Source organism: Rhodocaloribacter litoris, from assembly GCF_011682235.2.
Lineage (GTDB): Bacteria > Bacteroidota > Rhodothermia > Rhodothermales > ISCAR-4553 > Rhodocaloribacter > Rhodocaloribacter litoris.
Window position 1 is genome coordinate 1,618,969 of the sequence record NZ_CP076718.1, and the last position, 26,394, is coordinate 1,645,362.

Here is a 26,394-nt window from a genome sequence, read left to right on the forward strand (position 1 = left end):
CCCTCACAACCTCCGTCCCCCGGAGCAGGCCAGCCACACCCTGACGTAACATGATCGGGTCCAGACCGCCATCGGTTCATGGGCGGCTCCGGCCATTTTTCCTCCCGACGCTCCTGCTGGTGCTGGTGCCGCTGCTGTCGCTCCCGTCGTGCCGACCGGACCCGCAGGCCGTGCTCACCACGGTCCGCGACGTCGCCCTCGCCAACGCGGATACCACCCGGCACGGCCGGCCCGTTCAGCTCCACGGCATCGTGACGTACTACGACCCCGCCTGGCAGATGCTGTTCGTCCAGGACTCGACCGGCGGGCTCTACATCAACCCGCAGGGCACGGACTTTCCCCTCCGTTCCGGGCACTACGTCGAAGTCACGGGGCGGACCGGCACCGCCGACCTGGGACTCGTGAAGCCGCAGCTCCGGGTACTGGAGGAAACCTCCCTGCCGCCGGCCGTGGAAGTCTCCATCGCCCACCTGGCCGGCTTCAATGAAATCTCGCAGTGGGTCGAGGTGGCCGGCATCGTGCGCACCGCGACCATCACGGACAACCGCCTCGTCCTGGAAATCGACGACGGGAAAGACCGGCTCCTGATCCGGGTCCTGGACTTCTCCGGGATGGATCCGGCAACGCTGGTCGATGCCGAGGTGCGCGTGCGGGGCGTCTGTGCCCTCCTGTTCGATGCGGACTGGAACGTCGCCGGCGTGCAGGTCTTCAGTCCCTCCCTGGATCAGGTCACCATCGAAAAGCCGGCGCCGCCTCCGCGGGAAGGCCTGACCCTCGCCGACCTGCACACGACGCCCCCGGACGGCCACCGCATTCGTGTGCGCGGAACCGTGCGCGCCGTGGAAACCGAAACTGCCTTCATACTCGAAGACGACACGGGAACGATCCCCGTCGAGACCGTGGCCGCGTGGCTGGTCCGCCCCGGTGACCGGGTGGAAGTGCTCGGCTTCCCGGAGGGCCTGCCCGGGCAACGCACGCTGCAGGACGCCACCCTCGAGGTGCTCCGCGCCGCCCCCCTCGAGACGATGGCCCCGGCACGAGGCGACCTGCCCCTGCTGACCACCGTCGCGGCGGTACGGGCGCTTCCGGCCACCGAAGCCGAGCGCGGGTATCCGGGAAAAGCTGGAAGCCGAGGAAATCCTCCGCGAGCAGGCGCAGGCGGCCAGCCGGGCCAAGAGCGAGTTCCTGGCCAACATGAGCCACGAGATCCGCACGCCCATGAACGGTGTCCTCGGCATGACCGAGCTCGTCCTCGACACCGACCTGACTGCCGAACAGCGCGAATACCTTAAAATCGTGAAGACATCGGCCGAGTCGCTGCTGACCATCATCAACGACATCCTGGATTTCTCCAAGATCGAGGCGGGCAAGCTCGGCCTCGAGACGATCCCCTTCCGCCTGCGCGAACACGTCGGGCGCACCTTGAAGACGCTGGCGGCCCGGGCGCACGAGAAGGGGCTGGAGCTCATCTGCGACATTGCGCCCGACGTGCCGGATGCCCTGCGGGGCGACCCGGTGCGGCTGAGCCAGGTGCTGGTCAACCTCGTCAGCAACGCCGTCAAATTCACCGAGAAGGGCGAGGTGGTCGTCACCTTTCGCAAAGCCGAACCGGAAGACGAGACAGGGCAGGAGGTCACGTTGCACGTCACCGTGCGGGACACCGGCCTCGGCATCGCTCCCGAGCACCAGGCCCGCATCTTCGAGGCCTTCGAGCAGGCCGACATGTCCACCACGCGCCGTTACGGGGGCACCGGGCTGGGGCTGGTCATCTCCTCCCGCCTGGTCGACCTGATGCAGGGCCGGATCTGGCTCGAGAGCACCCCGGGGCAAGGCAGCACGTTCCACTTCACCGTGCGCCTGGCACGCGATCCCGAAACGGACCGGCTCGTCCAGCCCGGGCCGTCGCTCCCGCTGGCCGGGCAGCCGGTGCTCGTGGCCGACGACAATGCCACGAACCGGCGCCTCCTGCAAGAGATCCTGCAGCACTGGGGAACCACACCGGTGCTGGTCGAGGACGGGCCGGCCGCGCTGGCAGCCATGGACCGCGCCGCCGGCGGCGGATCGCCCTTCTCCCTCGTGCTGCTCGACCTGCAGATGCCGGAGCTGGACGGGCTGGCCGTCGCCGAGCGGATCCGGCAGCGGTGGGGCCCCGAGCAGGTCACGATCGTCCTGCTCACCTCGGCGATCCAGCAGGGCGTGGCCGAGGCGTGCAAGCGGCTCCGGGTGGATGGCCGCCTGATGAAGCCGTTCACGCAGGCGGAGCTCTACGAAACGATTGCAGCGGCCCGGCGGCATCACCGCCCCCGGGAGACCGGCGGCCGGCAACCCGTCCTCCGGACCCGGGAGGCCGAAACCGCCAGGGGGCACGCCGCACCCGCCCGCTCCCTCCACATTCTGCTGGCGGAGGATAACCCGGTCAACCAGAAGGTGGCAGTGCACATCCTGGAGAAAGAGGGGCACCGGGTCACCGTCGCCGCGAACGGGCACGAAGCCGTTGCCGCCTGGGAACGGGATACGTTCGACCTGGTGCTGATGGACGTGCAGATGCCGGAGATGAACGGCTTTGAAGCCGCCGCCGCCATCCGGGCCCGGGAGGATGGGCATGCCCGCCGTACCCCCATCATCGCCCTGACCGCCCGCGCCATGCAGGGCGACCGGGAAGCGTGCCTGGAGGCCGGCATGGACGGATACCTCTCCAAGCCCATCCAGCTCGGCGAGTTGCGTACAACCCTGGCACAGTGGACCGGGCAGCAGCCGGGTGCCGGCCCCGGGCAGCCCGTCGCCGGCCGAAGGTACCCCCGCAAAACAACCGCTCTTGATTTTTAACCCGGCACGCAGGTTATTTTGGGGCTTTGCCGGCACGGCCGCACCCGCCGCCACCTCCGGCAGCATCACCACGGCGAAGACGTGCAGGGCAAGGGGGGCAAGCCCGGCGCAGCACGTCCGACGCACGCCGTCCCCCACCCTGCGATGCCTCGCCCCGGCACCGTACAACCGAAGCGGTATCCTTCATCCTCCTGAACCAGACCCGGAGCCTTCCACCATGTCCGTCCCCTCACTAGATCGTGGTCAGTGGAGCGGTAAGCTCGGCTTCATCCTTGCCGCGGCCGGCTCGGCCATCGGCCTTGGCAACATATGGCGTTTCCCGTACACGGCGGGCGAAAACGGCGGGGGGGCGTTCGTGCTCATCTATCTGGTGTTCGTAGCCCTCATCGGGGTGCCGGTCCTCCTGGCCGAGCTCGCCATCGGCCGCAAGACGCAGCGCAACCCCGTCGGGGCGTTCAAAGCGCTCGTGCCCGCATCGTGGTGGCCGCTGGTGGGGGGGCTGGGGGTACTGACCGGCTTCGGCATCCTGGCCTTCTACAGCGTCGTGGCGGGCTGGACGCTCGGCTACCTGTTCATGGCCGTCACCGGGGCCCTGCACGAAGCGACCACGGCCGACGTCAGCGGCACGATCTTCACCGGTCTCGTCGCCGACCCCCTCTGGGCCATCGTGCTCTCGGGCCTTTTCCTGGTGCTGACCATCGTGATCGTGCGCGGCGGCGTCTCGGGCGGCATCGAACGGGCCACGAAGATCCTGATGCCGCTGCTGTTCCTGATCCTGCTCGCCCTTGCCGTGCGCGCCACGACCCTGCCCGGCGCCGTGGAGGGCATCGCCTACCTCTTCAAACCCGACTTCTCCCGGATCGATGCGGGGGTCGTCATGGCCGCGCTGGGGCAGGCCCTCTTCAGCCTGAGCCTGGGCATGGGCGCCATGATCACCTACGGCTCCTACCTGCCCGAGCGGGAGAACATGCCGTTTGCCGGGGTTTCGGTGGCGATCTTCGACACGCTCATCGCCGTGCTGGCCGGGCTGATCATCTTCCCGGCCCTCTTCGCCGCCGGCGGCGATCCCAGCGGCGGGCCCGGCCTGGTCTTCATCGTGCTCCCGACGATCTTCAACGCCCTGCCCGGCGGAACGGTCGTCGCCATCGCCTTCTATGCCCTGCTGGCCATTGCCGCGCTCACCTCGACGATCAGCCTGCTGGAGGTCGTCGTCTCCTATTTCGTGGACGAGCGTGGATGGAGCCGCGAGAAAGCCGCCTGGCTCATCGGCGGGCTGTGCTTCGTGCTGGCCGTCCCGTCCGCCCTCTCACAGGGCGCCGTCGCGGCCCTCAGCGGCGGCGATGAGGGTCTTATTGCCTGGGACTTCCTCACGCTCAACAACAACGTCTGGGGCAACTACTCCCTCAGCATCGGCGCCATCCTGATCTGCATCTTCGTGGGATGGAAGTGGGGCCTGCCGAACGCCATCGCCTCGCTCGAGGCCAGCGGCGACCGGCTGCCCGCCGCCGGGGCCTGGGGGGTGCTGGTCAAATACGTGTGCCCCGTCGTGATCCTGATCCTGCTCATCTTCATCGTCGCCACCGGAACGTACTTCTGAGCGGGACGGGCCACGCGCCGGCTTTTGCCCCGGCGCAAAGGAACCCGCCTCGTCCGGCAAACGTAGTTTTTGCACCGTTTCGGTGAGCAGACGGGCTCTTGCCTTTTGAACAAGCCGAGGGAGTTTCCCTCACCGGCCTTGGACCCTGACCTTCCACCGTTATCCGCCCTAGGTTCTCTTCTCCAGCAAACGCAGGCCTTCTCGCCGGGCACGCCGGGCGCCCTCGTGGCGGCACTCATCCTCCTCGTGCTCCTCTTGCTGGCCTCCGCCGTGTTCTCGGGCTCTGAGGTGGCGCTCTTTTCGCTCTCGGCCACAGACCGCGACCTGCTGGCCCGGCAGGGAGACAGCGCCAGCCGCCGCGTGCTCCGGCTGCTCGAACGGCCACGTTCGCTCTTGATCACGATCCTGATCCTCAACACCCTGGTCAACGTGGCGGCCGCCATCCTGGCGGCCCTCGTCACCCACGGCGTGGCGCAGTACTACGGCTGGCCGCCGGCGCTGACCGTCTTCCTCGAAGTCATCGCGTTGACCTTCGTACTGCTGGTCGTCAGCGAGATCACGCCGAAGCTGATCGCGGCCCGGCATGCCCAGACCTTCAGCCGCCGCATCTCGGGCCCGTTGTTCGTGCTGTATCACCTGCTGGCGCCCCTCTCCGGGGCCCTCTCACGCGCCATGCGCCGCGTGCAGGACCGCCTCAAGCCCACCGTCCGCCCCCTCTCCGGCGAAGACCTCAAGACGATGGCCGAGATCGGCGAGGCCCACGGCACGCTGGAAGAAGACGAAAAGGCCCTGATCCACTCCATCATCGAGTTCGGCGAAACCACCGTGCGCGAAATCATGGTCAGCCGCCTCGACATCGTGGCCCTGCCCGTGACCGCGACGCTCTCGGAAGCCCTGGAAACGATCCGCACCAGCGGCCACTCCCGCCTGCCCCTCTACGTCGAGCACCTGGACAACATCATCGGCATCGTCTACGCCAAAGACCTGTTGCCCTACACAAACGCCCACAACGGCAGCCGGCGGGTCGACTGGACCCGCCTGGCCCGCTCGCCCATGTTCGTTCCCCTGGGCAAAAAGCTCGACGACCTGCTGAAAGATTTCCAGCTTCGCAAAACCCACATCGCCATCGTGGTCGACGAGTACGGGGGAACGGCGGGCCTGGTCACCCTCGAAGACGTGCTCGAAGAGATCGTCGGCGACATCCGCGACGAACACGACGACGACGAGGAAGAACTCTGCGAGCCGATCGACGCGCACACCTACCGCTGCGACGCCCGCATCAACCTGGACGACCTCAACGAACTCCTCGGACTCCGGCTCGACACCGAGAACTTCGACTTCGAAACACTCGGCGGCCTCATCTTTCACCTCCTCGGCGCCATCCCCTCCGAAGGCACCGAGGTCACCTATGAAAACCTCCACCTGCGCGTCGAAACGATCGAGAACCACCGCATCGGCACGGTGCTCGTCCGCGTCGAACCCCCGGTGGAAAATGAAGAAGAAATTTCGGAGAAAGGCACGTCGGACACGTCCTGACGGCGGCACAGCCGGTCGGGCCCGGCGTTGGACGAACGCCCTTGCCGGGCACAACCGAAGCGCCGCCGTGTAAGGACACCCCCAGCGAGCAAGACAACGGCTTTCAGCGGCGTTCAACATCCCGGTTACCCATGCGACGCATCAAGGAGTACTGCGGTATCTTCGGCATCTACAACGCGGACAACGCCGCGCGCCACATCTACCTCGGCCTCCATGCCCTCCAGCACCGGGGACAGGAATCCGCCGGCATCGTCACCTCCACCTTCGACGAACACCGGCGACGATGGGTGATGCCGGCACACCGCGGACCGGGGCTCGTCCTCGACGTGTTCCAGGATGCGACCCTCTTCGAGACGAAGCTGCTCGGGCGCGCCGGCATCGGCCATAACCGCTACTCGACCAGCGGCGCCTCGGACAACCCCGCCAACATCCAGCCTTTCGTCGTCCACTACCGGGACGGCAACCTGGCGCTGGCACACAACGGCAACCTCTCCAACGCCCGCGAACTGCGCCGCAGCTTCAGCCAGCGCGGCACCCTCTTTCAGACCACCAGCGACAGCGAGCTCATCCTCCACCTGATCGCCCAAAGCCCGCGCCGCCGGCAGATTGACCAGATCCTGGACGCCCTGACCCAGGTGGAAGGCGCCTTCTCCCTCGTCATCCTGACCGACGACAGCCTCATCGCCGTCCGCGACCCGAACGGCTTCCGCCCGCTGGCCCTCGGTCGCCTCGGGGAACCGGAGCAGGAAGGCGGGCCGGCCTACTGCGTCGCCAGCGAAACCTGCGCCTTCGACCTGGTCGGGGCCGAATACGTCCGCGACATCGAACCGGGCGAGGTGCTCGTCATCAACCAGCAAGGCTGCGAAACCGGCCGGTTCGAACGCTACCACCTCGCCCAGAACCACGGCGTCAGCCCCTGCATCTTCGAATACGTCTACTTCTCCCGGCCCGACTCCCGCGTCTTCGGCGAAATGGTCGACAAGGTGCGGCGCAAGATCGGCAAACAGCTGGCCCACGACGCCCCCGTACCGAAGGTGCCCGACGACGAAAAACAACCCATCGTCATCTCCGTCCCGGACTCCTCCAACACCGCGGCCCTGGGTTACGTGACCGAATGCCAGAAGCTCGGCTACCGCTGCCGCTTCGAAATCGGGCTCATCCGCAACCACTACGTCGGGCGCACCTTCATCTCCCCGGGGCAGAACCGGCGCGAAACCAAGGTGCGGAGCAAGTTCAACACGGTCGCCGGCGTACTCAAAGACCGCATCGTCGTCATGGTGGACGATTCCATCGTCCGGGGGACCACGGCCAAGTTCCTCGTGCGGATGGTTCGGGAGGCCGGCGCCAAAGAGGTGCACTTTCGCGTGACCTCACCGCCGGTCATCAGCCCCTGCTATTACGGCATGGACTTCCCGAGCCACGAAGAACTCTTCGCCAACCAGTTCGACGGCAACATCGAGGCGATGCGGCAATGGCTGGGCGTCGACTCGCTGGCCTACCTCTCGGTCGAAGGACTCATGAAGGCCGTCCGCGCCGCCAACGAGCGCGAACAGAACTACTGCAACGCCTGCTTCACCGCCCGCTACCCGGTGCCCGTCGAGATGGGGGTCACCAAGGAAGAGAACGAATGGTAAGCAAGCCAGGAGCAGGATGCATGCCGGAAACGACAAGCGTTAATATCTTGTGAATAACTCACGGGCAACCCGCAAAACCACGGGCGTTTCTTGCATCTCGGCCGGTCTTTTTTACCTTTCGTTTCCCCTTCGGCCTGTTGTCTTTCCCCACCTACATGCTTTCGTACCCATGCACAACCGCATCGACCTGGCGATCCGGGCGATGACGGTCGGCGCTGGCGTCGTCGGTCTGATCCTGTTTGTGGTCTTTCAGATGCTCTGAGCGGCGACCTCGTCTGGTTCGTATCCCTTTCGCTCATGCCGGTTCGTGACCGGCCCCGACGCGACGCACAACCGTCCTTCCGGCACGGCTGTGCGTTTTTTCTGGTGCGTACGCCTCCCATACGAACCACGTCCCACGGCTTCACGCAAGAACCCTGAGGCCGGCTTCGGGGGCCGCGGGGGCTCCTCCGGGATGTGTGGCGGGGCATCCGTGGCGGCGAGACGGCCTTCCGCCACCCGATCAAAAAGTACGCCCCTCCCACGGGTCCCGATTCGAACTCCCCCGTGCCATACGGACCTCTTCAACTTTTCAAGCGAAATCGGTATGACCGGCCTGAGGCCGGGTAAAACATTCGGCTTCCCGGGCTGTTTTATAGCTCCGGCCGTATCTTCACGGCCGGTCCGGCCTGACAACACACAGAACCGATGAGCGCGTTGATCCTCGTAGGCGACCGGGTGCTGATCGCCCCCGATGACGGCGAACGCCAGACGAAAGCCGGGTTGTACCTGCCGGCCACGGTAGCGGAGCAGGAGCGGGTGCAGACGGGCCGTGTGGTGAGCGTCGGCCCCGGTTATCTGACGCCCAACCCGGAGTATGACGAGCGCGAGTCCTGGGCGGCGCGCAGTGCGGTGCGCTACCTGCCCCTGCAGGCACAGCCCGGCGACTATGCCTTCTTCCTGCGCAAGGAAGCCGTGGCCATCACCTACGAAGACCGGGCGTACCTGATCGTACCGCACGCGGCCATCCTGGCCCTCGTCCGCCCGGATCCCGAGGACGTGCTCGGCGGTCTCGGCGACGCGGACCTGAGCGACCTCGACGACCTGCTGCCCTGAATCGTTTTCAGCCCTGCCACCAGGGGCGTTCGGGCGCCGGTGGCGACGTCACCGAGACCGCCGGGCGCCGGCCGGGCGGAGGCGCCGGAGGCGGCGAAGGCACCTCTTTCCGGACGGGCAGCGGGCGCAGCCGCAACAGATACCGAAGGTACGCCCCGTAGCCGACCTGCGGGCACGACGCCGCCCGCCGCGCGAGGGCGGCCCGTTCCTCCTCCTGCAAGGTCATCTTCTCCCGCAGGCGCGCCATCCCGGCGTCGAGCGCGGCCAGGCGATGTTCCACGTACCGGTCGATGCGCCGCCGCTCGGCCGGGGAAAGCGCCTCCGGCAGGTCTTTTTCGTAGGTGGCGACCAGGGCGGCCCGCCACATCGCCACACGGGCACGGCTGGCCTCGCTGAGACCGGTGACGCGCTGCATGCGCTCCGGCGTCACGTGCACGGCCGTCCGGATCCCCGCGGCCTTCAGCCGCACGACCACCTTGTGACTGAGCCCTTCGATCTGCCGCACCTCGTCGATGAAATGGTACTTGAGGCGGTCGTGCAGGGCCTGTTCCTGCAACGCGCGCAGGTGTTCTTCCTTGAGCCGTTCCCGCCTTGCCAGCAGGGCCTGCCGGGCTTCGGCCTGCTCTGCCGCCTGCCGCCGGAGCCGTGCAAGGACCTGGTCGAGATAGGCCGCTTCCTGCCGCAGGCGTTTGCGTCGCCGCACCCCGGGCAACCGCCCATACCGGTACAGGCTCAGCCCGACCGCCGCGGCCACCACCAGGACCAGCACGGCCAGCCCGGCCGGAGCTCCGGCCACGATCCCGGTGCCGCCTGCCAGCAGCATCCCCCCGCCGAGTCCCGGCAGGAACCACCGCTCGAGGCCCCGGCGGGCCACCCGTTCCATGGAACGCCGCCGGGCGGCCCGCCGCCTCGGCGAAGCGACGGGCCGCCCGGCCAGCACCTCCTCCAGTGCCGGGACAGCGGCGGGCTCCAGCAGGCAGGCGCGCTGCAGCGCCCCGGCCAGCGGAGCAACGGCCTCCACGGAGGCCAGCTCGGCCAGCAGCGCCGAGGTGGCCGGCTCATAGAAGTCGGCGGCGCGAAAGAGCAGGTTCTCGCCCGAGTCGTACACCGCCCAGAGTTCGGGCCGTGCGGCACAGGCCCGGAGGGCCGTGTAGATCACCAGGCCGGGGAAACGATCGAGGTACGGCCCGAAGTCGTCCTCATGCCGGTCGGGATGCTGGTAGTTCCGGTGCCCGATCTCCGGGCTTTTGCGCCCTTTGAGCGCCGGCACGTACATCGTATCGTAGTCGACGAGCTTCAGGTGGAAATCGTGCTTCGCTTCGACCACGAGCACGTTGCCGTGCTGCAGGTCGCCGTGGGCGACGCCGGCGCCGGCGAGGTCGCGCAGCAGCACCCGCCACTTTTCGGCCAGCGTTTCCAGCACCCCGGGCCGATCCAGGTTTCGCTGAACGAACGTATTCAGTGGCGTCCCCTCCACCCAGGCCATCTTCAGCACGGGAAAGATGGCCGTGCCGACGCGGATGCCCTCGGGCTGGTAGTCGAAGTCGACGGTGCAGGAGAGCGGGTGAGCAGCCAGGTGGCGGGCGACGGCGCGGTAGCGCCGGGCCTGCTCGGGCACATCCGTGAGAAAGCACTTCACGGCCCAGCGCCCGGTGCGGCCCTGCATCGGAAAGACCGCCGCAAACGTCCCGGTCACGACCCGGGGTAACCCCCAGGCCTGCTCTTCGGGCCGGGCCTGTTGCAGGGCGGGATCGAGAAAGGCGGTTGCCGGATGCTGAACGGCTTCCTGATAGGCACCGGGTGTAGGGTATTTCGCCATGGTTGTGCAGCCAGGTCGGCCTCAGTCGATACGTGTCGCTTCGAGACCGGCATCGCTTGCGTCGAGGTCGATCACGACCAGGGTGACGTCGTCGTTACGCAGGCCCTGCCGGCGGGCCGCTTCGACGCGGTCCCGGAAGGCGGCGCCGCTCCACCCGGCGACGGCCTCCCCCTGCATCAGCCAGGCAGCCAGGGCGTCGGTAGCGAGCAGGAAGCGGTCGCCGGGTTGCCAGGTTCCGGCCCGAACCGTCACCGGGGTTTCGGTCCCGGGCCGGCTGTGCACGAGCACCGGGCGATGGTGGAACTGGCCGGGGGCGTCGAGGGGCCAGCACAGGTGCACCGCACCGCCGCGTACGACCAGCAGGCAGCAGTCGCCCACGGCCAGGGCGTGCCAGGTGCCGTCATGCCGGAGGCTCAGCCCCAGGAAGGCGGCGGCGGCCCCTTCACGGGCCTTCTCGGCGGCATACCAGGGCAGCTCCGGCAGGCGGGCCGCCACCGCAGCCGCCCACACGCTGCGCTGCACGTCGACGAAGGCGGTGAACGCCTGGGGGTCGGCGACGTCCGACGCCACAAAGCCTTCGACGAGGGCCTGCGCCCACCGCGCCGCAAAGGCCGTCTCCGTGGCCCCGTCGGCAATGGCCACCCGGTACGGCCAGGTGCCGGGCTCCGGCACGGCAAAGGCGTCCTCGTATTCGTCCGGGGCATGCCCGTCCTTCGGCAACCAGGCTACTTGCGGCCGTATGCGAACCGTCCGATTCAACGTTCAACCTCAAATCCAGTCAGAGCACGCGGACCGGTACGGGCGCGGGCCCGCAATCCGTAAGGCCTGCCCGGTCGAGCGCCGGTTCATCGCAGCGTGCTCGGCCGGGTGCCGACTTCGAGGAACCGGACCAGCGCGACCGGGTCCGCATTGAAGACGAAGCCGCGGGCGTCCATGCTGACGGCATAGCCTTCCTGTTCGGCGGCGGCCCGCATCGAGAACGGCAACACGCTCGACATCTGGAAGAGCTGTTCGGCGTAGGCATCGGGCAGGCCGTTCATCCGATCCGGCAACTCCACCGGCATGGCTTCAACGCTGGAGAGGTGCACGTTGAAGAGCAGCACCTCGCCGTCGTCCGTGCCGAAGGAGCAGAGGGTGCGGGCATAGCGGAGTGGGTCGCCGTCGGTGGCTTCGCCGTCGGTGATGTTGAGTACGATGGGGGGAAAGCCGTGCGGATGCAGGTCGATCCAGCGGCGCACCATCTGCGTGGCCAGGTCCAGGGCCTGGCACATCGGTGTGCCGTTCCTGGCCTCGGGGTCGAACCACACGGGAAACCGAACGCGTTGTTCGACGAGGCCGCCGGCGCCGTCGGGCACCTGTTTGCGCCGCTCTTCGAGCCGGAGGGGGTGCTCGGCCAGGTGGCTGATCGGGATGAGGTCGAGGGCCGTACCCAGCGCCTCGGTCGGCCTTACCAGCGGTTGCACGCGGGCCCCGTACCCCACGACGCCGACGTAGAAATAGTCGCGCACGCCGTCTTCCTTGGCGCACCGCAGCACCAGGTTCTGGAGCAGGCGGTTCATCACGTCGGCCAGCACGCGGGCTTTGCTCGGGGCGGCATCGCCCTTCTCTTCGGCCCCGCCGAAGGGCTCCTGCATCGAGGCGGACTGGTCGAGCAGAAAGAGGAAGGCGGCGGGGCTGCTTCGGCTGATTTCGGCGGAATACGGCATGCCTGCGGGGGTTCGGCTTGCGAGGGTCGGTGCCGCAACGCGATCCGGCGGCCGCTGTGCGCCTCGGTATACAGACGAGGCCGGAGGATGATTCGCCCCGTGCAGGACGTTCAAGGAAAATGCAAGGGACGCAGGGGCGGCGTCCTCAATCGTCCCGTGAGGAGCCGTTCTTGCCGCGCCGACGCCCACGGCGGCGTTTCCCACGCCGGTTCGGGTCGTGGCGCTTCGAGCACGCCGTGTCGTCCTGTTCCCGGGGTACGAGCCATTCCTTCACCATCGCCAGCGGCTTGTCTTCCCAGGATCCGTCCTCATACTGAATCCACACAAGGTCTTTGAAAATGTCGACTTTTTGCACGCTGGCAGGGCCCTGTGCCGTCTGCACCTGCGTACCGACCGCAGGAAACGCCTCGAGCGCCTGCATGTATTGCTCGAGTTCGTAGTTGAGGCAGCACTTGAGCCGGCCGCACTGCCCGCTGAGCCGGACCGGGTTGAGGGGCAGGTTCTGCACCTTCGCCGACTGCGTGGTGACCGGTTTGAAGGATTGCAACCAGGTGGAGCAGCACAGCTCGCGCCCGCACGAGCCGATGCCGCCGATGCGGGCGGCCTCGTCGCGCGCGCCGATCTGGCGTAGTTCGACGCGCGTGCGGAAGCGCCGCGCCAGTTCCCGCACCAGCGCCCGGAAGTCCACCCGGTGCTCGGCGGTGAAGTAGAACGTGACCTTTTTGTGGTCGAACTGCCACTCCACATCGACGAGCTTCATGGGCAGGTTCATCCGTTCGATGGCCCGCCGCCCGATCAGAAACGTTTCGGCCTCCTCCTCCTTGTTGGTTTCCCACTGCTCGATGTCGTGGAGGTTGGCCATGCGCACCACGTTGGGGAATTCGGCCTGTTCGTCGAGTCCTTTGGATTTGAGACGCAGCCGGACGAGCTCGCCCACCATGTGAACCGCCCCGAAGTCGACCCCCCGGTCCGCCTCCACGATGACATAGTCCCCGGTGTGCAGGTCGAGGTTGTGCACGTTCCGGTAGAACCCCCTCCGATTGCCCTTGAAGGCGACCTCGACGACCTCGTAGACGACGGGGGCACCGCTGATTCCCAGGTCGGGCAGCCAGTCATAGACGTGCAGGGCCGGGCACGTACCACAGCCACTGCTTCCGCAGCTGCCGCTACATCCCCCGCCACCACATCCTCCGGAACCACAAGGCATAATCTATATCCATGAAAACTGAGAGGATTGCATGAACAGGCCGGGCGACCTTCGGACAGGCCGTCCCGTTCCGCTTCCGGTGTCGTCGCCCGGGGGAACGCTGCTTATAAGCCCGCGCCCGTCACAAGTTCATCAGGAACGTGTTTCGACGGTGCCGGCTCGGCGAGGGGGCGGTAGAGGCGCCCGTCGTGCCGCCCGCGCATGGCCCGTCCGAGCGCCAGCGCCAGCGACATCAGCACCAGCGTCAGGTGTACGTTCCGTTCCACCAGTTCGATGGCTTCCTCGACGAGGGCGGTCATGGCCTCCAGGTCGGCGCCGGGAACGTTTTCGCAGAACCGCTCGATGACCGGCCGCTGGTCGACGTTGACCAGGGGTGCGGCCTCGCCGAGGGTGCGGTAGAGCATCAGGTCGCGGATCCAGCTCAGCATCAGCCCGAGCACCCCTTTGACCCGTTCCCGTCCCAGGCCGCCGGCTTGTTCGACGAGGTCCGCCAGGCGGTCGATGTGGCGGGTGTAGGCGTGGCGGAAGAACGCCAGCACGAACGTGCGGTCCTCCAGCAGGGCCTCGTTCTCGGCCAGGTCGAGCGCGCGCGTGTAGGAGCCGTCGGCCATGCGGGCCAGCGTGCTTGCCGCCTCCGGCGCCGTGCCCTCCCGCCTGGCGAGCGCGTGTGCGATGGCCTCCGGCTCGAGCACATCGAAGCGCAGGCGCTGGCAACGCGAGACGATGGTTGGCAGGAGCAGGTCCGGCCGGCTGGTGGTGAGGATGAAGACGGTCTGCAGCCCCGGCTCTTCGAGCAGCTTGAGAAACGCATTGGCGGCCTCGACGCGCAGACGCTCGGCATCGGTCATGACGACCACCTTGTACCGCCCTTCGACGGGCTTGAAGCTCATTGCCCGGCGCAGCTCCTCGTTGATGCGAGCCACCGTGTAGAGGGCCTGTTTGTTCGAGGTCTTCGTCGGATCGGCGAGCGAGGGGCGGCGGACGAAGTCGATGGCGGCGTACGGGTTCTCGGCCAGACGAGCCAGACGGGCTGCGACCTCCCCGGTGTCGGCATCACTCGGATGCGGAAAAAGCACATGCACGTCCGGATGGATCAGGCGCCGGACCTTGTTGCAGGCGATGCAGCGACCACAGGGGGCTTCATCGCCGTGTGCACACTGCAACGTCTGGGCAAAGGCAAGCGCCACGGCCCGCTTCCCGACGCCATCCGGGCCGTGAAAAAGATAGGCGTGCGCCACCCGTCCGGCGGCGGCCGCCCGGCGCAGCGCTTCCACCACCCGCTCTTGCCCGATCACGATCTCCCACATCGACATAGGCCTGCTGATCCGTCTGGTTCACCAGTTGCGGATGATAGGGTCTGAGACGCCTGCAAGGCAAGAGACCCTTTTGAGCCGGGCATGGATGCCGCGTACGCTTCAGGCGACCGTGCCCCCCTCGAAGGCTCGGGGAAGAGCGGGGACTTGCAGTTCCGAGAGATACACCGGATCCTCCAGCCCTTTGAGCCGGTGCGGCCCCACGTCGATCAGAACCAGGCCGGTCGGCAGTTCCGCTTCGACCCGTTCGCACATGGTCCGGGAAAGGAGGATCTGCCCGCCCCGGGCGGCGGCACAGATCCGGGCCGCCACATGCACGTCCAGCCCCACGTACCCTGCTTCGAACCGTGCCGGCTCGCCGGTATGCACCCCCATCCGGATGCGCACCTGCACCCCTTCGGGCCAGGGATATGCCGCGAGGGCCTGCTGTGCGGCAACCGCCGCCATCACCGCCGAGGAAGCCCGCCGGAACACGTTGAAACACCCGTCGCCTACCACATCGACCTCCTGACCGCCCAGGGGCTGGAAGATGGTGCGCAACAGCCGGCGCTGCCCGCCGAGCACGCGCGCATAACCGGCGCTGCCGAGACGCCGCAGCAGCTGCGTCGACCCCTCGATATCACTGAAGAGCAGGGTGACGGTTCCGGCAGGCAAACGGCGAGACCCCGGGGAACAGGCCGCCGGCACCGCAAACCGGTGTGTCTCTGGACAGGGAGCATATGGAGACATCATGGTTCCGGATCGTCGTCGGGTGAAACGAGGCTTGCCACAGCGGTATATCCAAACTACGACATGGCCGTGCCACCCCCACGTCACAGGTTGTATACAGCAAAATCGCCTCAAAAAACCCTTTTAAGGCCACTTCACCCCGCCAGCCAGCTTCCTGTCATTCGCCCGAGCCGGTGCAAGGCAGCGTGCAGCCAGGCAGCGGTGCCGCCGCACGGCCTGATCCCGTACAGACAGGCTGGAAGGGATGCCGCACGAAGGGTTTCCCGGAAGGCAGCCGGCCCGTCCGGTACCATGAAGAAACAAAAGAAACCTTCCGGCGAAAAAGAAGAGCGTTGTGTTGCGGAGCCGGATGCCGTAGCTTTGAGGTTCCGCACGAGGCGCGGTAGCTCAGCCGGTTAGAGCGACGGATTCATAACCCGTAGGTCGGCGGTTCAAGTCCGCCCCGCGCCACACCCTTCTTACCCGCCCCGCTTCCCGGCGGGTTTTTTCGTTTTCAGCCCGCCGCCGCGACGTGCCGGGCTTCGAGTCGGCGGCGGACCGTCTCGGCGCGTTCCTGCAGGGTCGGGCTGAGTTCGACCGGATAGGGCGGCTCGGCTTCGTCGAGGGTGAGCAGGCGGGCAGGCAGGCGGGCCAGTTCGCGCTCGGCGTGCCGGCGGGCCTCGTCGAGGGTGCGCCGGCCGGCTTCGGTGCGTCGCCCGCCCCGCATGACGCACAAGAGCAGGGGCGTCCCTTCGTGCGCTTCTTCTGCGGTGGCGATGACGTCCCGCACGGCCGTGTCCCGTTCGAACAGGCGGTAGACCTGCTTGCGCCCCGGCAGGTTGGCCTTGTCGGTGGAGAGCTTCATGCGGGGCTTCCCGGCATAGCCGGCGAGCTTGTAGGCGCTGTCCAGGTAGGGCTGGTCGGCCATGGTGCCCATGCGGGTGCCGACGCCGAAGCCGTCGATGGGGGCCCCGGCCGCCACCAGGTCCGCGATGGCGTACTCGTCCAGGCTGCCGCTGGCGAAGATCTGCACGTGGTGCAGGCCGGCCTCGTCGAGGAGGCGGCGTGCGGCGCGGGCCAGGGCGGCCAGGTCGCCCGAGTCGAGGCGGATGGCCTTCACGCGGAACGCCTCGCCCTGCTCGCGGGCCAGCCGGATGACGCGCCGCACCCCTTCGAGCGTGTCGTAGGTGTCCACCAGCAGCGTGGTGCCGGGGTAGAGGCGGGCGAAGGCGCGGAAGGCATCGCCTTCGTCCCGGTGTGCCTCGATGTAGCTGTGCGCCATCGTGCCGGTGACGCGCAGGCCGTAGGCGTGCCCGGCCAGCACGTTCGACGTCGCCTGCACACCGGCGATGTGGTAGGCCCGCGCCGCCTTCAGGGCCGCATCCGCGCCGTGCATGCGCCGCATCCCGAAGTCGACCACGGTGCGGCCGGCCGCCGCCTGCACCACCCGCACCGCCTTCGACGCGACCCCCGTCTGGAAGGTGATCTGGTTGAGCAGGAACGTCTCGACGAGCTGGGCCTGCCCGATCGGCGCGACGACCTCCAGGAGGGGCTCGCCGGCAAAGACGGGCGTGCCCTCGGGCACGGCATACACGTCGCCCGTGAAGCGGAAGTCGGCCAGGTAGGTCAGGAAGTCGTTTCCGAACAGGCCGAGCGAGGCAAGGTAGTCGAGTGCCTCCGGCGTGAAGCGGAGTGTCTCCAGGTAGTGAAGCACCGTATCGAGCCCGCAGGCCAGCAGGAAGTTGCGGTGCCGGAGCCGGCGCACGAACAGGTCGAAGACGGCCTCCTCGTCCATGCCCTCCCGGAAGTAGGCCTGGAGCATGGTGAGCTGGTAGAGGTCGGTGAAGAGGGCCGCGCCGGCGTCGTCGACCCAGTGGGCGTTCGTCGTGGAATCATGCATGGGAGACGGATTCTTTTCCGAAAGCGGCGGGGAAGCCCGGCCAGGTGTCCGGCGGGTCGGTGGAACGGACGACGTGCATCCCGGCTTCGGCGAACCGGGCAAAGGCCGCATCGGCGGCCTCGGTGAAGTCGGCGCCGGGCGCCACGATGGGCGAGGTGCAGTCCTCGAGCAGGTACACCCTGTGCGCCAGCGACGGGTCGTGCGCCCGGAGGTCGTCGAGCAGGTCCTGCACCGTCCAGGCGACGCAGTGGCTCTTGGCCTGCCCGGCAATGACGACCGCGTCGAACGTGCGCACCATCTCGAAGAGCGCATCGTTCGGCTCGACGAGCCGGCGGCCGTCGGGGTCCGTGTTCACTTCGGGCCGCAGGGCGGAGTAGTGCTCCGTCAGCGGGTGCGTGCCCTTGACGAGCAGCTCCGGCGGGCTGTGCCGGGCAACGGTGTGGAAGAAGACGGCCTCCTCCACGGCCGGCACCAGGGCATGCCCGATGCCGCCGAGCATGGCATGGTACGGCCAGACCGTCAGCGCGTACTTGCCCCGCTCGGCCAGGGTGCGGACGTAATGCTCCAGGTGGCGCTGCCCGGCTTCGGGCGTCAGGCCAAGCCGGCCGGCCAGCGCCGCGTTGAACCGCCATCGCCCCGACGCCACCTCCTCGACGGTCACCACGGTGAACGGCGCCGGGTGCCGCCCTTCGTCATCGACCAGGAACACCGGGTGGAAGATCTGGGCGGCCCGGTGGGTGTCCAGCGTGGCCAGGACGGCGGTGATGCGGTGGAGGTTGCGATAGATGAACGCGCACAGCCGGCGGTTGTCCTCTACGGCGGCCTGGCCCGTGGCACCGCCCACATAGAGTTCGAAGCCGGGCAGGCAGAAGGTGTTCTGCACGTCGATCAGGACCAGCCCCAGGCGGAAGGCGTCCTCACGGGCCGGACGGATGCCGTGCTCCACGGCCCAGGCCCGTGCCTCGCCGGCCCGCTGCTGGTACGGCACCCGGTAGACCGTCCCGACGGCCTCCGGGTCGTAAAACGGCGGTAGGGGCAGGGATTCGATAGCCATGGCACGAAGGACGTTTTGTTGAGAGTCCAGGGCGCAAGGGGGGAGAAAAGCCTCCCGTTGTGCACAATGCACTACGCACGACGCCGCCCGGACGATCCGCCCCGGCCGTGATGCGCCCAACGCCGGTCGGCTTGCCGGAGACCAACGCCTCAGTTCAGGCGCGGGTCGTCCGGGAAGTTGGCCAGGATCGCATACTCGCCTCCCTTGCGGCGCAACACGGCGCGCCACAACCGTTCGGGAACCTCCGCGAAGACGACGTCGCCGGAGGCCGGGCTCAGGAACCATCCGCCCTGCTCGATCTCCTCTTCGAGCTGGCCGGGGGACCACCCGGCGTAGCCGAGAAAAAAGCGCAGGGCCTCGCCCGTGACGCGTTCCCCCGTCAACAGGTGTTTCAGCGCTTCGAAGTCACCGCCCCAGTAGACGTCCTCCAGGACCGGAACGGCTCCGGGAATGCGTTCGCCGAAGCGATGGAGAAAGTGCAGGGTGTTCGGCTGCACCGGCCCCCCGAGGGAAAGCGGGGTATCATAGTCCAGCACGTCGTCGAGGACGTCTTGCAGGTGCAGGGTCAGGGGCCGGTTCAGGATCAGCCCGAAGGAGCCTTCCTCGCCATGCTCGCACAGCAGGACCACCGTTCGCCGGAAGTTGGGATCTTCCATCAGGGGCGGCGCGATCAGGAGCGTACCGGTCGTGGGCCGGCTCTCGGGCTGGGTCATTTCGTGTTCTCTGTCCGGCGGAGCAGGGCACGGTAGGCCCCGCACCACCAGTCGGCGTTGCGGGTGATGGCGGCGATGGTGATGTGCTGAAAATGCGGCACCAGGGCCAGCAGGCGTGCGGGCACCTCGTTCCACCGGTCGGCCCGTATGAGCGTTTCCAGTTCGTCGGCCGCGGTGCGGCACCAGCGCCACTTCTCCCGGAGCGCCTCGGCTTTCTTCCAGTAGTTGCGCTCGTCCCAAGCCCCGGCGCTCTCGTCGATGGTCCGGTAAATGTCCCGCAGGTTGAAAACGAGGAACGCCGTCATGTCCCGGGCCTCGTCGTCGAAACGGGCGCGCTGGGCCAGCAGGCGCAGCACCTCGGCACACGAGCGCATGTGCGCGTGCCGTCGGCTGGCGGGGGTCTCCCCCGTCGTGATGATGCGGCTCATCCCGTCGCACGAAAAGGTTCGTTGCCCTGGCGGTGCCCGAGAAGTTAGGGGACGCGCCTTTTCTTTTGCAACGACCTTCCACCCGAAAACGGGCCGGCGGGGCTACCGGAGCAGCACCATCGTCCGGGTGAGCACCTGCGCCGGGGTTTCCAGCCGGTAGACGTAGAGCCCGCTGGCCCGCCCCGTGGCATCGAAGACCACCTCGTGCCGGCCGGCCGGCCGCAGCCCGTCGACGAGCGTGGCCACCCGGCGGCCCAGCACGTCGTAGACGGCCAGGCGCACCTCGGTCGGGCGGTCGAGCCGGTAGGCGATGGTCGTCACCGGGTTGAAGGGGTTGGGCCGGTTCGGCTCCAGCACCACCGCCGCGGGCACCTCCGCCATCTCCTCCACCGGCGTGGCCGTGTCCACCAGAAACTCGGCCCGGATCGGGATCGACGTGTTCCGTAGGCTGGCACCGCTAGAGAGACTGAGAACCCAGAGTTCAGCCCAGTTTCCATTCGAGAGCCGTACCCAGGAGACACTCTCGGCCGGATGACGTGACGGCACGATGACCATGTAGTTCGTATCGGTCCCTGTCTCTTTGTACCCAACCCAGATCACCTCGGGCAAATCGTTCAACTGGCTGTGATAGGCAGAGAGATCCACTTCCCAGAAGTTCGAAATGGGGCAGGGCGCCGTCGACGTTTGCAAGGTGAGGGCACAGGGCGTCTGGAAGTTGATGGGGAAATAGCTGGTGCCCAGGTTCTGGACGAGTGAGAACAGTTCGGCACCGGGACGACCGTTCGCGTCGGCCCATACGGTAACAGCCACATTCCGCGGGCCATCCGCCCCCCCGAACTGATCCTCGAAGAACGGGGCAATGAGAACGCGATCGAGCGCGACCGTCCCCGCCGGGACCTCCATCCGGTTGGCAACGGCCCCCTGCGCCTGTGCACCGGTGGTGAAGATCCAGCCATTGCCATTGTCATCGTAGACATACAAGTTTCCGTCATCCTGGACGATGCTCGCTGTCGTCAGCCCGGCGCCGGAGGGGGTCCACGAGGCGGCGTACCGGAAATTGACCGGGCCGGCGATCGCGCTGAGCTCGACGTGGGGCACGATGAGCGTCACGGCGGCAAACGGGCCGGTGAAGGCATGGGCTTCGGCCCGGGCGGCGATGGATTGTACCGTCACCGTCCCGTCCGTGCGCTCCAGGACGACCCGGGGCCGGAGCCACGTGCGCATCGTCTCCACGCTGAACGTCCCGTCGGAGACGGCGTCGAGGCTGAGCGTGAAGTCGCCCACGTCTTCCCATCGCAGGTAGCGCACCCCTCCCTGTCTCAGGTTGTTAAACGTAGTGGCGGGGGTTTCGAACGTCGAGCGCCCGTCCACCACGACGGCCGCCTTCGCCTTCACCCCCTGCAGCTTGTCTCGCGCATAGCCGTAGCGCGGGTCGATCGCCGTGTTGTTCAGAAAGTTGGCCGTGTGGAAGTCGGCCAGCAGCCGGCGCATCTCCTCGGCGCCGAGGACGTTGTTGTAGCCGGTCAGCCCGACGCCCGGGTCGCGCGTGAGGGCGCCGGTCGTGAGGGCGCCCACCTGCTCGGCCAGGTAGTTGTGGAACAGGCTGCCGCGCTGCCGGTCGCGCAGGGAGGAGGCGTCTTCGTACCGGAGAAACAGGATATTGTGCTCGTTGACGTCGTTCAGGTACGTGATGAAGCGTCCCTGATAGCCGTTCAGGTACTCGGCCCACTCGGACTGGGCCTCGTTGACGAACGTCGTCTCGAGCTGGTCGTAGTTGGCGTGGATCAGGTGCTGGTATTCGTGCGCGGCGGTCAGCTGGACGAAAGTCTCGTCCCGCCCGAAGCGTCCGGGGTCGGTGATGAGCGGGTTCGTATCCAGGTAGAGCACGTCGGCCTGGTTGCCCTGGCCGGCCGGGGCTCCGGGTGTGATGTCCGTGGGCGAGAAGAAGCCGAGCACGAACAGGCCGCTCTCGGCATCCGGTCCCTCGGTGATGTCATAGAGGAGCACGTCCACAACGCCGTCGCCGTCGTAGTTGGGCGGCAGGCCGAAGACCTGTTCGTCGTTGGCGATGATGCCCTGATTCGGGTTGAAGGAGCCTTCGGGGGTCCTGGAGAGGAGCGCCTCGGCCAGGGCGTCGAGATCCTGCTGTGCAACCACGGTATCCTGGCTGTTCTCCAGCCACACGCTCGCCAGGGTGTTCGACGCCTTGCACGTGAACGTTTTGGCGACCCACCGCCGGTTCGAGGAAATCACGTTTTCGAGCACATTGAAGCTGCGGGCCTGCCCGACCGTACAGGGGGCGGCGCCGGCTTTGGGACGGGGGAGGCGGCCCGCTGCCTTCGCCTCATGAAAGGCGCGCAGGGCGGCCTGTCCCTCCGGCGAGGTCACCAGGTCATCCGTGATGTGGACGGCCTGCGCCTGCGACCCGGACGGTTGCACCCCGGCCACCGGCCTCAGCCCCTGTACGGGTGTCTGGGCCAGGGCGGACAGCGCCAGCAGGAATACCAGAAGCAACGAACCGGCGTATTTCATGATCTTCGGAAAGATGAGACTGACGACGTGCGAGACCGGTAAAAACATGATTTACGGAAAACAGGCATACCGGCTTCCCGTTCCCGCTTCGTGCGTGTTTTTCACAATCGAACAGACCGGCCGGCGGGTACCGTGCGGTCCGGTACGGCGGTTGCCCGGAACGTTCTCCGGGACAGGCGTTCCACCCTGCAAACGCACCAACCCTCCGATGCCATGCTCCGCCTCTTCGTCCTGGGGGCCCTGCTGCTGCCGGCCGGCTGCGCCACCACCGCCCCGCCTTCTCCGGACCTCATCACCGTCGAAGGCAGCGTCAGCCGGCGCGGGAACGAACCCTTCTCGGCGCTGATGCTCGAGACCGACACGCGCAACCTGTACATCCTCACCATCGAGGACGGTCCGGCGCCCTCGTTTTCCGTTTCGTATCGTTACCGGGTCACCGGTTACGTCTACCGGGACACATGGAACGGCCGGCCGTTTGCGCACCTGCGGGTCGTCGAGGTGGAGCCCCTGCGCTAGGCTCCGGCGTGCCGCCGGTGCGGCCGGTGTCAGGCCCCCGCACGAAAGCCGGAGACGACCCGTTTCAAGGCGGCCGGCGAGACGATGCGCAGCCCGAGCAGCCCGAAGAGGTAGGCTCCGAGCAGCAGCCCCTCCCCCCACCACTGCTGGAGCGCCGGCACGGCGTCCCACAGGAAGAACAACGCCGCCGCCAGCCCGCCCATCCCGAGCACCGGGCGCCAGGCGTAGGGTACCGGATAGAAACGCCGCACGAGCCCGTAGAGCAGCAGCGCCATCAGGGCATAGGCGAGCGTCGTGGCCCAGGCGGCGGCAAGCATGCCGTACCGCGGCACCAGGGTCGCGTTCAGGACCAGCGCCAGCGCACTCCCGGCCAGCGTGCAATGAACGAAGTACTTCGTCTTCTTCTCGATATAGGCCCCCGCCGAAAAGTTGTAGTACCAGCCCTGGAAGAGGTAGCCGAGCAGGGCCGGCGGCACGATGAACAGGCCCATCCAGTAACGCTCGCTCACCAGGTGCCGCCCCCCCGGCAGCGGCAAGGCCACCAGCTCCTGCGCGTAGAATGAGACGGCCAGCACCACGAACAGGCCCGCCGCCGTGTAGAGGGTGAACACCCGGGCAAAGAGGGGGCGGGCGTCGGCGTCGCGGGCGTGCTGCAGAAAGAACGGCTGCCAGGCATAGCGAAACATCTGGGTGACGAGCATCATGAAGACGGCCAGCTTCAGGCAGCCGTTGAAGACCCCCACCACGTAGTCGCCGTAGGCCGAGCCGGAGGCGCCGGCGAGGGCGGCCTGCACCTCCGGCGTCATGGCCCGGCCGTAGAGCGCCAGCACCCGCTCGGGCGAGAGGCCTTCGAGAAAAAAGATATTGATCCGCTCGGTGACGGCATACCCCAGTCCACCCGGTACGAAGGGCAGGGCAAAGTGGAGCATCTGCCGCCACAGACCACCGTCGAACGACGGCCGGAAAGAAGCCGCCAGCGTGGGCAAGAGCAGCACCAGCGCCAACGCCGAGGAGATCACGTTCGCCAGAAAGACCGCCTCGACGCCCATCTTCACGACGAACAGGAGCACCACATTCATGCCCACGTTGACCAGCGCGGCGACCAGCCGGACGGCCGCGAAACGCCCCGCCCGGTTCTGCAACCGCAGCTCCGCCAGCGGCACCACGGCCAGCGTGTCGAGCAGGAGGATGGCCGCCGCATAGTAGAGCAGATGATGCCATGACGGCTCCAGCCCGATCACGGCCCCCACCGGCGCCCGCAACCCCACCATCAGCACCGAGAGCAACACCGAGGTGCCCAGCAACGAAACGACCGCCGTGCTGAACGTCGCATGCCGGGCCGCGGCATCCGGGCTGTCCGCCGCGTACTTCAGATAAGCCGACTCCATCCCGTGCTGGTACACCACGTTGAGAAAGACGAACGCCGTGTACACGATGGAAATGACGCCGTACTGGTCCGGCAGAAAGACGTGCGAGTAGATCGGGAAGAGCAGGTACCCGATCATCCGGCCCACAATGGACGCGATCCCGTAGACCGCCGTCTCCGAGGCCAGCTGTTTGATGCGGTCGAAAAAACCCGTTGCGGCCGCCATGGCTACCGGGCCACCCGGCGGCGGCGTTTGAAGGGGATGATGAGCCCGTCCATGAACAAGTGGCTGAAGTACCCGACGACGGCCGCTCCGTAGAAGGGCAACCCCGAGAGCGGCCGCTCCGGGAAGAAGAGATAGGGCAGCAACAGGAGCGGTGACGGAATCAGCAACATAGCCCACCACGTGTGCGTCCAGCCCCGATGCTTGCCCAGCACGGGCAAAATGGCGAAGAGCCCCAGGTAGGCCGCCTCCTCAAAGTTTTTCGTGGCAATCAGCACCACGTCGGCCAGGAAGAAAATGGTGTAGAAGAGGTTCTGCCCGACCGAGTTCGTGTCTACGTCGGGCCAGAGGCCGAACATGAGGCACAGCCCGAAGAGTGCCAGCGGGTAGGCCACCAGTTCGAGGGTGGAGAAGCGGGCATAGGCTGCATCCACCATGAAAACGAACACGAGCAGGCCCAGGTACAGCCCGTAGAAGACGGAAGCCCCGGCAATATGTCCGCGATAGGTTGCCACGCGTTGTCCCGTTTATTCCCCCACCGTTTCGTCACCCCCGGCTACAACCGAATCTCCACCGGGGTTTCCCCTTCGGGTGGTTCCCCGCTCGAAATGTAGTATTCGACATTCAGATTACGGATGTGGTGGAAAGGAAGCACAAAATAATGACCGTGAATCGGATAATAGGCTTCAGATTCCGAAGGCAACGTGCTTTCCTCTGCTCGATCCTGTGCGAGGGAACGCCGATGGGCCGATTGCAAGACGATTCGGTCCAGTTTTCCCGTCACGTCGAAGAAAAAATCAGACAGGATGCCCCAGTACAAAAACGCAGAACCGCCCTGTTCGACCACGGCCGCGATGAAAACACAGACCACCCGTTCCTTTTCCAGCAAGGCATGGAGACGCTCGGGGGTTCTGTCTTGTTGGACTAGATCAAAAACCCGTACCTCCCCGGTAAAGAGGTAATACCAGTCGTTATCAAAGCGCAAAGCATCCCATCGCAGATCCAGTCGAAGCCTTCGTACAAGCCAGTGTACCCCATACCCCAGCCCGAAACCTCCTATCAAGGATAGGGAAAGGAAATACAGAAGAATCGAATGAGCGTGCTCGGAAACGGCCCTCAACGCGTGCGCGCCCTCCCTGCTCTCGGGATTTGCCTGTCCGAGCAACAAGACCAGGATGGCGCTGTAGTCGATCGTCTTGCCGAAACACTTCTGGACGATCAAGATGCCGAACAGGTGCAAGAGGATGGCCAGCAATACTCCCCGAGCAATTTCACCGGGCAACGAGGAAAAGGAGACAGGACTTCTCCATGAAAACCCCTTGCGATAGGCATAGCTCAGCAATAACCCCGGCAAAATCAGCAAAAAGACCAGTAAAGCCGGAAAAGCAAGGTTCATTTCACCTTTCTTCTTCCCCAGCAGAACGCACGTTGGCCCATGTCCCCCTCGCACGTCTCAGATAAACCGTCTCCCCGTTAACCTTCAGGGTCACAGGCTTTCCCCTGCGGGCTGCCTCAACGAGTTGTCTGGCCTTGTCGACATCCGCCAGAATCCGGCGGACCTCATCGGACAAAGGTGCTTTCATGAGCTTTCTCACTCTGTTTAGCCGTGCCTGGCCGCATAACGCATCGGAGTCGCCAATAATACAAAACAGTTTTTGCAAAGATGCAACCCTGCGTGATTTTGCCAGCTCCCGGAACACCCGGTGCGTACGCACCAACCTGACCGGTTTCTGCCCTTTGAGTCCACCGCTTACAGCGCTTCATCGCCAGACAGGCGGGAGTGTGCCACGAAATACTGCACGGCCAGGTGGTAGCCCGCGGGGCCAAGGCCGCTGATCTGCCCGGCACACACCGGCGCCAGCATCGAGCGGTGACGAAAGTCCTCGCGTGCGTGGATGTTCGAAAGGTGCACTTCCAGGACCGGCACGTCGATGGCCGCCACGGCATCGCGGAGCGCGACGGACGTGTGCGTGTAGCCCCCCGGGTTGAACACGATGCCGTCGAGCCGCTCGTCCTGTGCGGCGTGGAGCCGGTCGATCAGGTCCCCCTCGTGGTTGCTTTGAAAGAACGCGAACGTCACCTCCGGGAAAGCCCGCCGGAGGCCGGCTTCCAGGTCGTCGAGCGTGGTGCGGCCGTAGGTGGCCGGCTCGCGCGTGCCCAGCAGGTTCAGGTTCGGCCCGTTGAGGATCAGGAGCTTCATACGTGCAACGATACGGCGTTC

Annotated in this window: 22 protein-coding genes and 1 tRNA gene; 8 read left to right on the plus strand and 15 right to left on the minus strand. The window is 66.7% G+C overall.

All coding sequences use genetic code 11. The features are described from left to right. Positions 1 to 50: 50 nt before the first annotated feature. The 6 genes from GQ464_RS06615 (at position 51) to GQ464_RS06640 (ending at position 8,688) form a co-directional block, all read left to right on the plus strand. Positions 51 to 1,292, plus strand: coding sequence for a hypothetical protein (locus tag GQ464_RS06615; RefSeq protein WP_166976813.1), 1,242 nt, complete (start codon positions 51 to 53; stop codon positions 1,290 to 1,292). Continuing rightward, the gene (locus GQ464_RS06620; RefSeq protein ID WP_262899687.1) at positions 1,219 to 2,826 is read left to right on the plus strand and encodes a response regulator; all 1,608 of its coding nucleotides are present in this window, start codon (positions 1,219 to 1,221) and stop codon (positions 2,824 to 2,826) included. Before GQ464_RS06615 ends, GQ464_RS06620 begins: the two co-directional genes overlap by 74 nt. Before the next feature lie 217 nt (positions 2,827 to 3,043). Continuing rightward, the gene (locus tag GQ464_RS06625; RefSeq protein ID WP_166976815.1) at positions 3,044 to 4,423 is read left to right on the plus strand and encodes a sodium-dependent transporter; all 1,380 of its coding nucleotides are present in this window, start codon (positions 3,044 to 3,046) and stop codon (positions 4,421 to 4,423) included. Positions 4,424 to 4,648: 225 nt separating this feature from the next. After that, positions 4,649 to 5,959, plus strand: a complete 1,311-nt coding sequence (locus GQ464_RS06630) for a hemolysin family protein (RefSeq protein ID WP_228350684.1) — start codon at positions 4,649 to 4,651, stop codon at positions 5,957 to 5,959. Positions 5,960 to 6,090: 131 nt separating this feature from the next. After that, on the plus strand, positions 6,091 to 7,593 hold the full coding sequence (gene purF / locus GQ464_RS06635) for an amidophosphoribosyltransferase (protein ID WP_166976816.1): 1,503 nt from the start codon (positions 6,091 to 6,093) through the stop codon (positions 7,591 to 7,593). A 687-nt stretch (positions 7,594 to 8,280) separates the two neighbouring features. Next, a complete protein-coding gene (locus GQ464_RS06640) occupies positions 8,281 to 8,688 on the plus strand; it encodes a co-chaperone GroES (protein WP_166976817.1) in 408 nt (135 codons plus the stop codon). A gap of 7 nt (positions 8,689 to 8,695) precedes the next feature. On the opposite strand, the gene GQ464_RS06645 is transcribed toward GQ464_RS06640, so the two are convergent. The 6 genes from GQ464_RS06645 to GQ464_RS06670 form a co-directional block, all read right to left on the minus strand. Beyond that, positions 8,696 to 10,507, minus strand: a complete 1,812-nt coding sequence (locus tag GQ464_RS06645; protein WP_166976818.1) for a hypothetical protein — start codon at positions 10,505 to 10,507, stop codon at positions 8,696 to 8,698. Positions 10,508 to 10,528: 21 nt separating this feature from the next. Then, positions 10,529 to 11,227: a protein phosphatase 2C domain-containing protein gene (locus tag GQ464_RS06650; protein ID WP_228350685.1), complete on the minus strand. Its 699-nt coding sequence runs from the start codon at positions 11,225 to 11,227 to the stop codon at positions 10,529 to 10,531. 125 nt (positions 11,228 to 11,352) lie between these two features. Beyond that, on the minus strand, positions 11,353 to 12,213 hold the full coding sequence (locus GQ464_RS06655; RefSeq protein ID WP_166976819.1) for a vWA domain-containing protein: 861 nt from the start codon (positions 12,211 to 12,213) through the stop codon (positions 11,353 to 11,355). Positions 12,214 to 12,358: 145 nt separating this feature from the next. Next, complete coding sequence (locus GQ464_RS06660; RefSeq protein WP_166976820.1) at positions 12,359 to 13,420, minus strand: PSP1 domain-containing protein; 1,062 nt, start codon at positions 13,418 to 13,420, stop codon at positions 12,359 to 12,361. A gap of 104 nt (positions 13,421 to 13,524) precedes the next feature. After that, a complete protein-coding gene (holB, locus tag GQ464_RS06665) occupies positions 13,525 to 14,733 on the minus strand; it encodes a DNA polymerase III subunit delta' (RefSeq protein ID WP_228350686.1) in 1,209 nt (402 codons plus the stop codon). A 102-nt stretch (positions 14,734 to 14,835) separates the two neighbouring features. Further along, positions 14,836 to 15,387 carry an adenylate/guanylate cyclase domain-containing protein gene (locus tag GQ464_RS06670; protein ID WP_166976821.1) on the minus strand — a complete coding sequence of 184 codons (552 nt, stop codon included), beginning with the start codon at positions 15,385 to 15,387 and terminating at the stop codon, positions 14,836 to 14,838. Between the two features lie 451 nt (positions 15,388 to 15,838). Here GQ464_RS06670 and GQ464_RS06675 point away from each other — a divergent pair. Beyond that, positions 15,839 to 15,912: transfer RNA gene (locus GQ464_RS06675), tRNA-Met, on the plus strand. A 43-nt stretch (positions 15,913 to 15,955) separates the two neighbouring features. Here GQ464_RS06675 and GQ464_RS06680 read toward each other — a convergent pair. The 5 genes from GQ464_RS06680 to GQ464_RS06700 all read right to left on the minus strand — a co-directional run bounded on the left by GQ464_RS06680 (position 15,956) and on the right by GQ464_RS06700 (position 22,068). Continuing rightward, positions 15,956 to 17,341 carry a nicotinate phosphoribosyltransferase gene (locus GQ464_RS06680; RefSeq protein WP_166976822.1) on the minus strand — a complete coding sequence of 462 codons (1,386 nt, stop codon included), beginning with the start codon at positions 17,339 to 17,341 and terminating at the stop codon, positions 15,956 to 15,958. Beyond that, on the minus strand, positions 17,334 to 18,395 hold the full coding sequence (locus tag GQ464_RS06685; protein ID WP_166976823.1) for a cysteine hydrolase family protein: 1,062 nt from the start codon (positions 18,393 to 18,395) through the stop codon (positions 17,334 to 17,336). The genes GQ464_RS06680 and GQ464_RS06685 overlap by 8 nt, the downstream gene beginning before the upstream one ends. A gap of 149 nt (positions 18,396 to 18,544) precedes the next feature. Next, entirely contained in the window at positions 18,545 to 19,108 is a 564-nt protein-coding gene (locus GQ464_RS06690) for a YqgE/AlgH family protein (protein WP_166976824.1), read from the minus strand. Next, entirely contained in the window at positions 19,105 to 19,536 is a 432-nt protein-coding gene (locus tag GQ464_RS06695) for a hypothetical protein (RefSeq protein WP_228350687.1), read from the minus strand. The genes GQ464_RS06690 and GQ464_RS06695 overlap by 4 nt, the downstream gene beginning before the upstream one ends. Before the next feature lie 102 nt (positions 19,537 to 19,638). Continuing rightward, positions 19,639 to 22,068, minus strand: a complete 2,430-nt coding sequence (locus tag GQ464_RS06700) for a T9SS type A sorting domain-containing protein (protein ID WP_228350688.1) — start codon at positions 22,066 to 22,068, stop codon at positions 19,639 to 19,641. A gap of 213 nt (positions 22,069 to 22,281) precedes the next feature. On the opposite strand from GQ464_RS06700, the gene GQ464_RS06705 reads away from it, so the two are divergent. Then, entirely contained in the window at positions 22,282 to 22,584 is a 303-nt protein-coding gene (locus tag GQ464_RS06705) for a hypothetical protein (protein ID WP_166976826.1), read from the plus strand. A 29-nt stretch (positions 22,585 to 22,613) separates the two neighbouring features. On the opposite strand, the gene GQ464_RS06710 is transcribed toward GQ464_RS06705, so the two are convergent. The 4 genes from GQ464_RS06710 to aroQ form a co-directional block, all read right to left on the minus strand. After that, positions 22,614 to 24,176, minus strand: coding sequence for a lipopolysaccharide biosynthesis protein (locus GQ464_RS06710; protein ID WP_166976827.1), 1,563 nt, complete (start codon positions 24,174 to 24,176; stop codon positions 22,614 to 22,616). A gap of 2 nt (positions 24,177 to 24,178) precedes the next feature. Then, complete coding sequence (locus GQ464_RS06715) at positions 24,179 to 24,688, minus strand: metal-dependent hydrolase (protein WP_166976828.1); 510 nt, start codon at positions 24,686 to 24,688, stop codon at positions 24,179 to 24,181. Positions 24,689 to 24,729: 41 nt separating this feature from the next. Further along, positions 24,730 to 25,569, minus strand: a complete 840-nt coding sequence (locus GQ464_RS06720) for a hypothetical protein (RefSeq protein ID WP_166976829.1) — start codon at positions 25,567 to 25,569, stop codon at positions 24,730 to 24,732. A gap of 354 nt (positions 25,570 to 25,923) precedes the next feature. Beyond that, on the minus strand, positions 25,924 to 26,373 hold the full coding sequence (gene aroQ, locus GQ464_RS06725; protein WP_166976830.1) for a type II 3-dehydroquinate dehydratase: 450 nt from the start codon (positions 26,371 to 26,373) through the stop codon (positions 25,924 to 25,926). Positions 26,374 to 26,394 lie beyond the last annotated feature (21 nt).

Bases quoted from the DNA above. Each gene is read 5' to 3' on its own strand.
- GQ464_RS06695 (WP_228350687.1), bottom strand. From the start codon at position 19,536: ATGAGCCGCATCATCACGACGGGGGAGACCCCCGCCAGCCGACGGCAC.
- GQ464_RS06685 (WP_166976823.1), bottom strand. From the start codon at position 18,395: ATGGCTATCGAATCCCTGCCCCTACCGCCGTTTTACGACCCGGAGGCC.
- GQ464_RS06700 (WP_228350688.1), bottom strand. From the start codon at position 22,068: ATGAAATACGCCGGTTCGTTGCTTCTGGTATTCCTGCTGGCGCTGTCC.
- purF (WP_166976816.1), top strand. From the start codon at position 6,091: ATGCGACGCATCAAGGAGTACTGCGGTATCTTCGGCATCTACAACGCG.
- GQ464_RS06660 (WP_166976820.1), bottom strand. From the start codon at position 13,420: ATGCCTTGTGGTTCCGGAGGATGTGGTGGCGGGGGATGTAGCGGCAGC.
- GQ464_RS06705 (WP_166976826.1), top strand. From the start codon at position 22,282: ATGCTCCGCCTCTTCGTCCTGGGGGCCCTGCTGCTGCCGGCCGGCTGC.
- GQ464_RS06655 (WP_166976819.1), bottom strand. From the start codon at position 12,213: ATGCCGTATTCCGCCGAAATCAGCCGAAGCAGCCCCGCCGCCTTCCTC.
- holB (WP_228350686.1), bottom strand. From the start codon at position 14,733: ATGTCGATGTGGGAGATCGTGATCGGGCAAGAGCGGGTGGTGGAAGCG.
- GQ464_RS06615 (WP_166976813.1), top strand. From the start codon at position 51: ATGATCGGGTCCAGACCGCCATCGGTTCATGGGCGGCTCCGGCCATTT.
- GQ464_RS06620 (WP_262899687.1), top strand. From the start codon at position 1,219: ATGAACGGTGTCCTCGGCATGACCGAGCTCGTCCTCGACACCGACCTG.
- GQ464_RS06710 (WP_166976827.1), bottom strand. From the start codon at position 24,176: ATGGCGGCCGCAACGGGTTTTTTCGACCGCATCAAACAGCTGGCCTCG.
- GQ464_RS06680 (WP_166976822.1), bottom strand. From the start codon at position 17,341: ATGCATGATTCCACGACGAACGCCCACTGGGTCGACGACGCCGGCGCG.
- aroQ (WP_166976830.1), bottom strand. From the start codon at position 26,373: ATGAAGCTCCTGATCCTCAACGGGCCGAACCTGAACCTGCTGGGCACG.
- GQ464_RS06640 (WP_166976817.1), top strand. From the start codon at position 8,281: ATGAGCGCGTTGATCCTCGTAGGCGACCGGGTGCTGATCGCCCCCGAT.
- GQ464_RS06690 (WP_166976824.1), bottom strand. From the start codon at position 19,108: ATGACCCAGCCCGAGAGCCGGCCCACGACCGGTACGCTCCTGATCGCG.
- GQ464_RS06645 (WP_166976818.1), bottom strand. From the start codon at position 10,507: ATGGCGAAATACCCTACACCCGGTGCCTATCAGGAAGCCGTTCAGCAT.
- GQ464_RS06625 (WP_166976815.1), top strand. From the start codon at position 3,044: ATGTCCGTCCCCTCACTAGATCGTGGTCAGTGGAGCGGTAAGCTCGGC.
- GQ464_RS06720 (WP_166976829.1), bottom strand. From the start codon at position 25,569: ATGAACCTTGCTTTTCCGGCTTTACTGGTCTTTTTGCTGATTTTGCCG.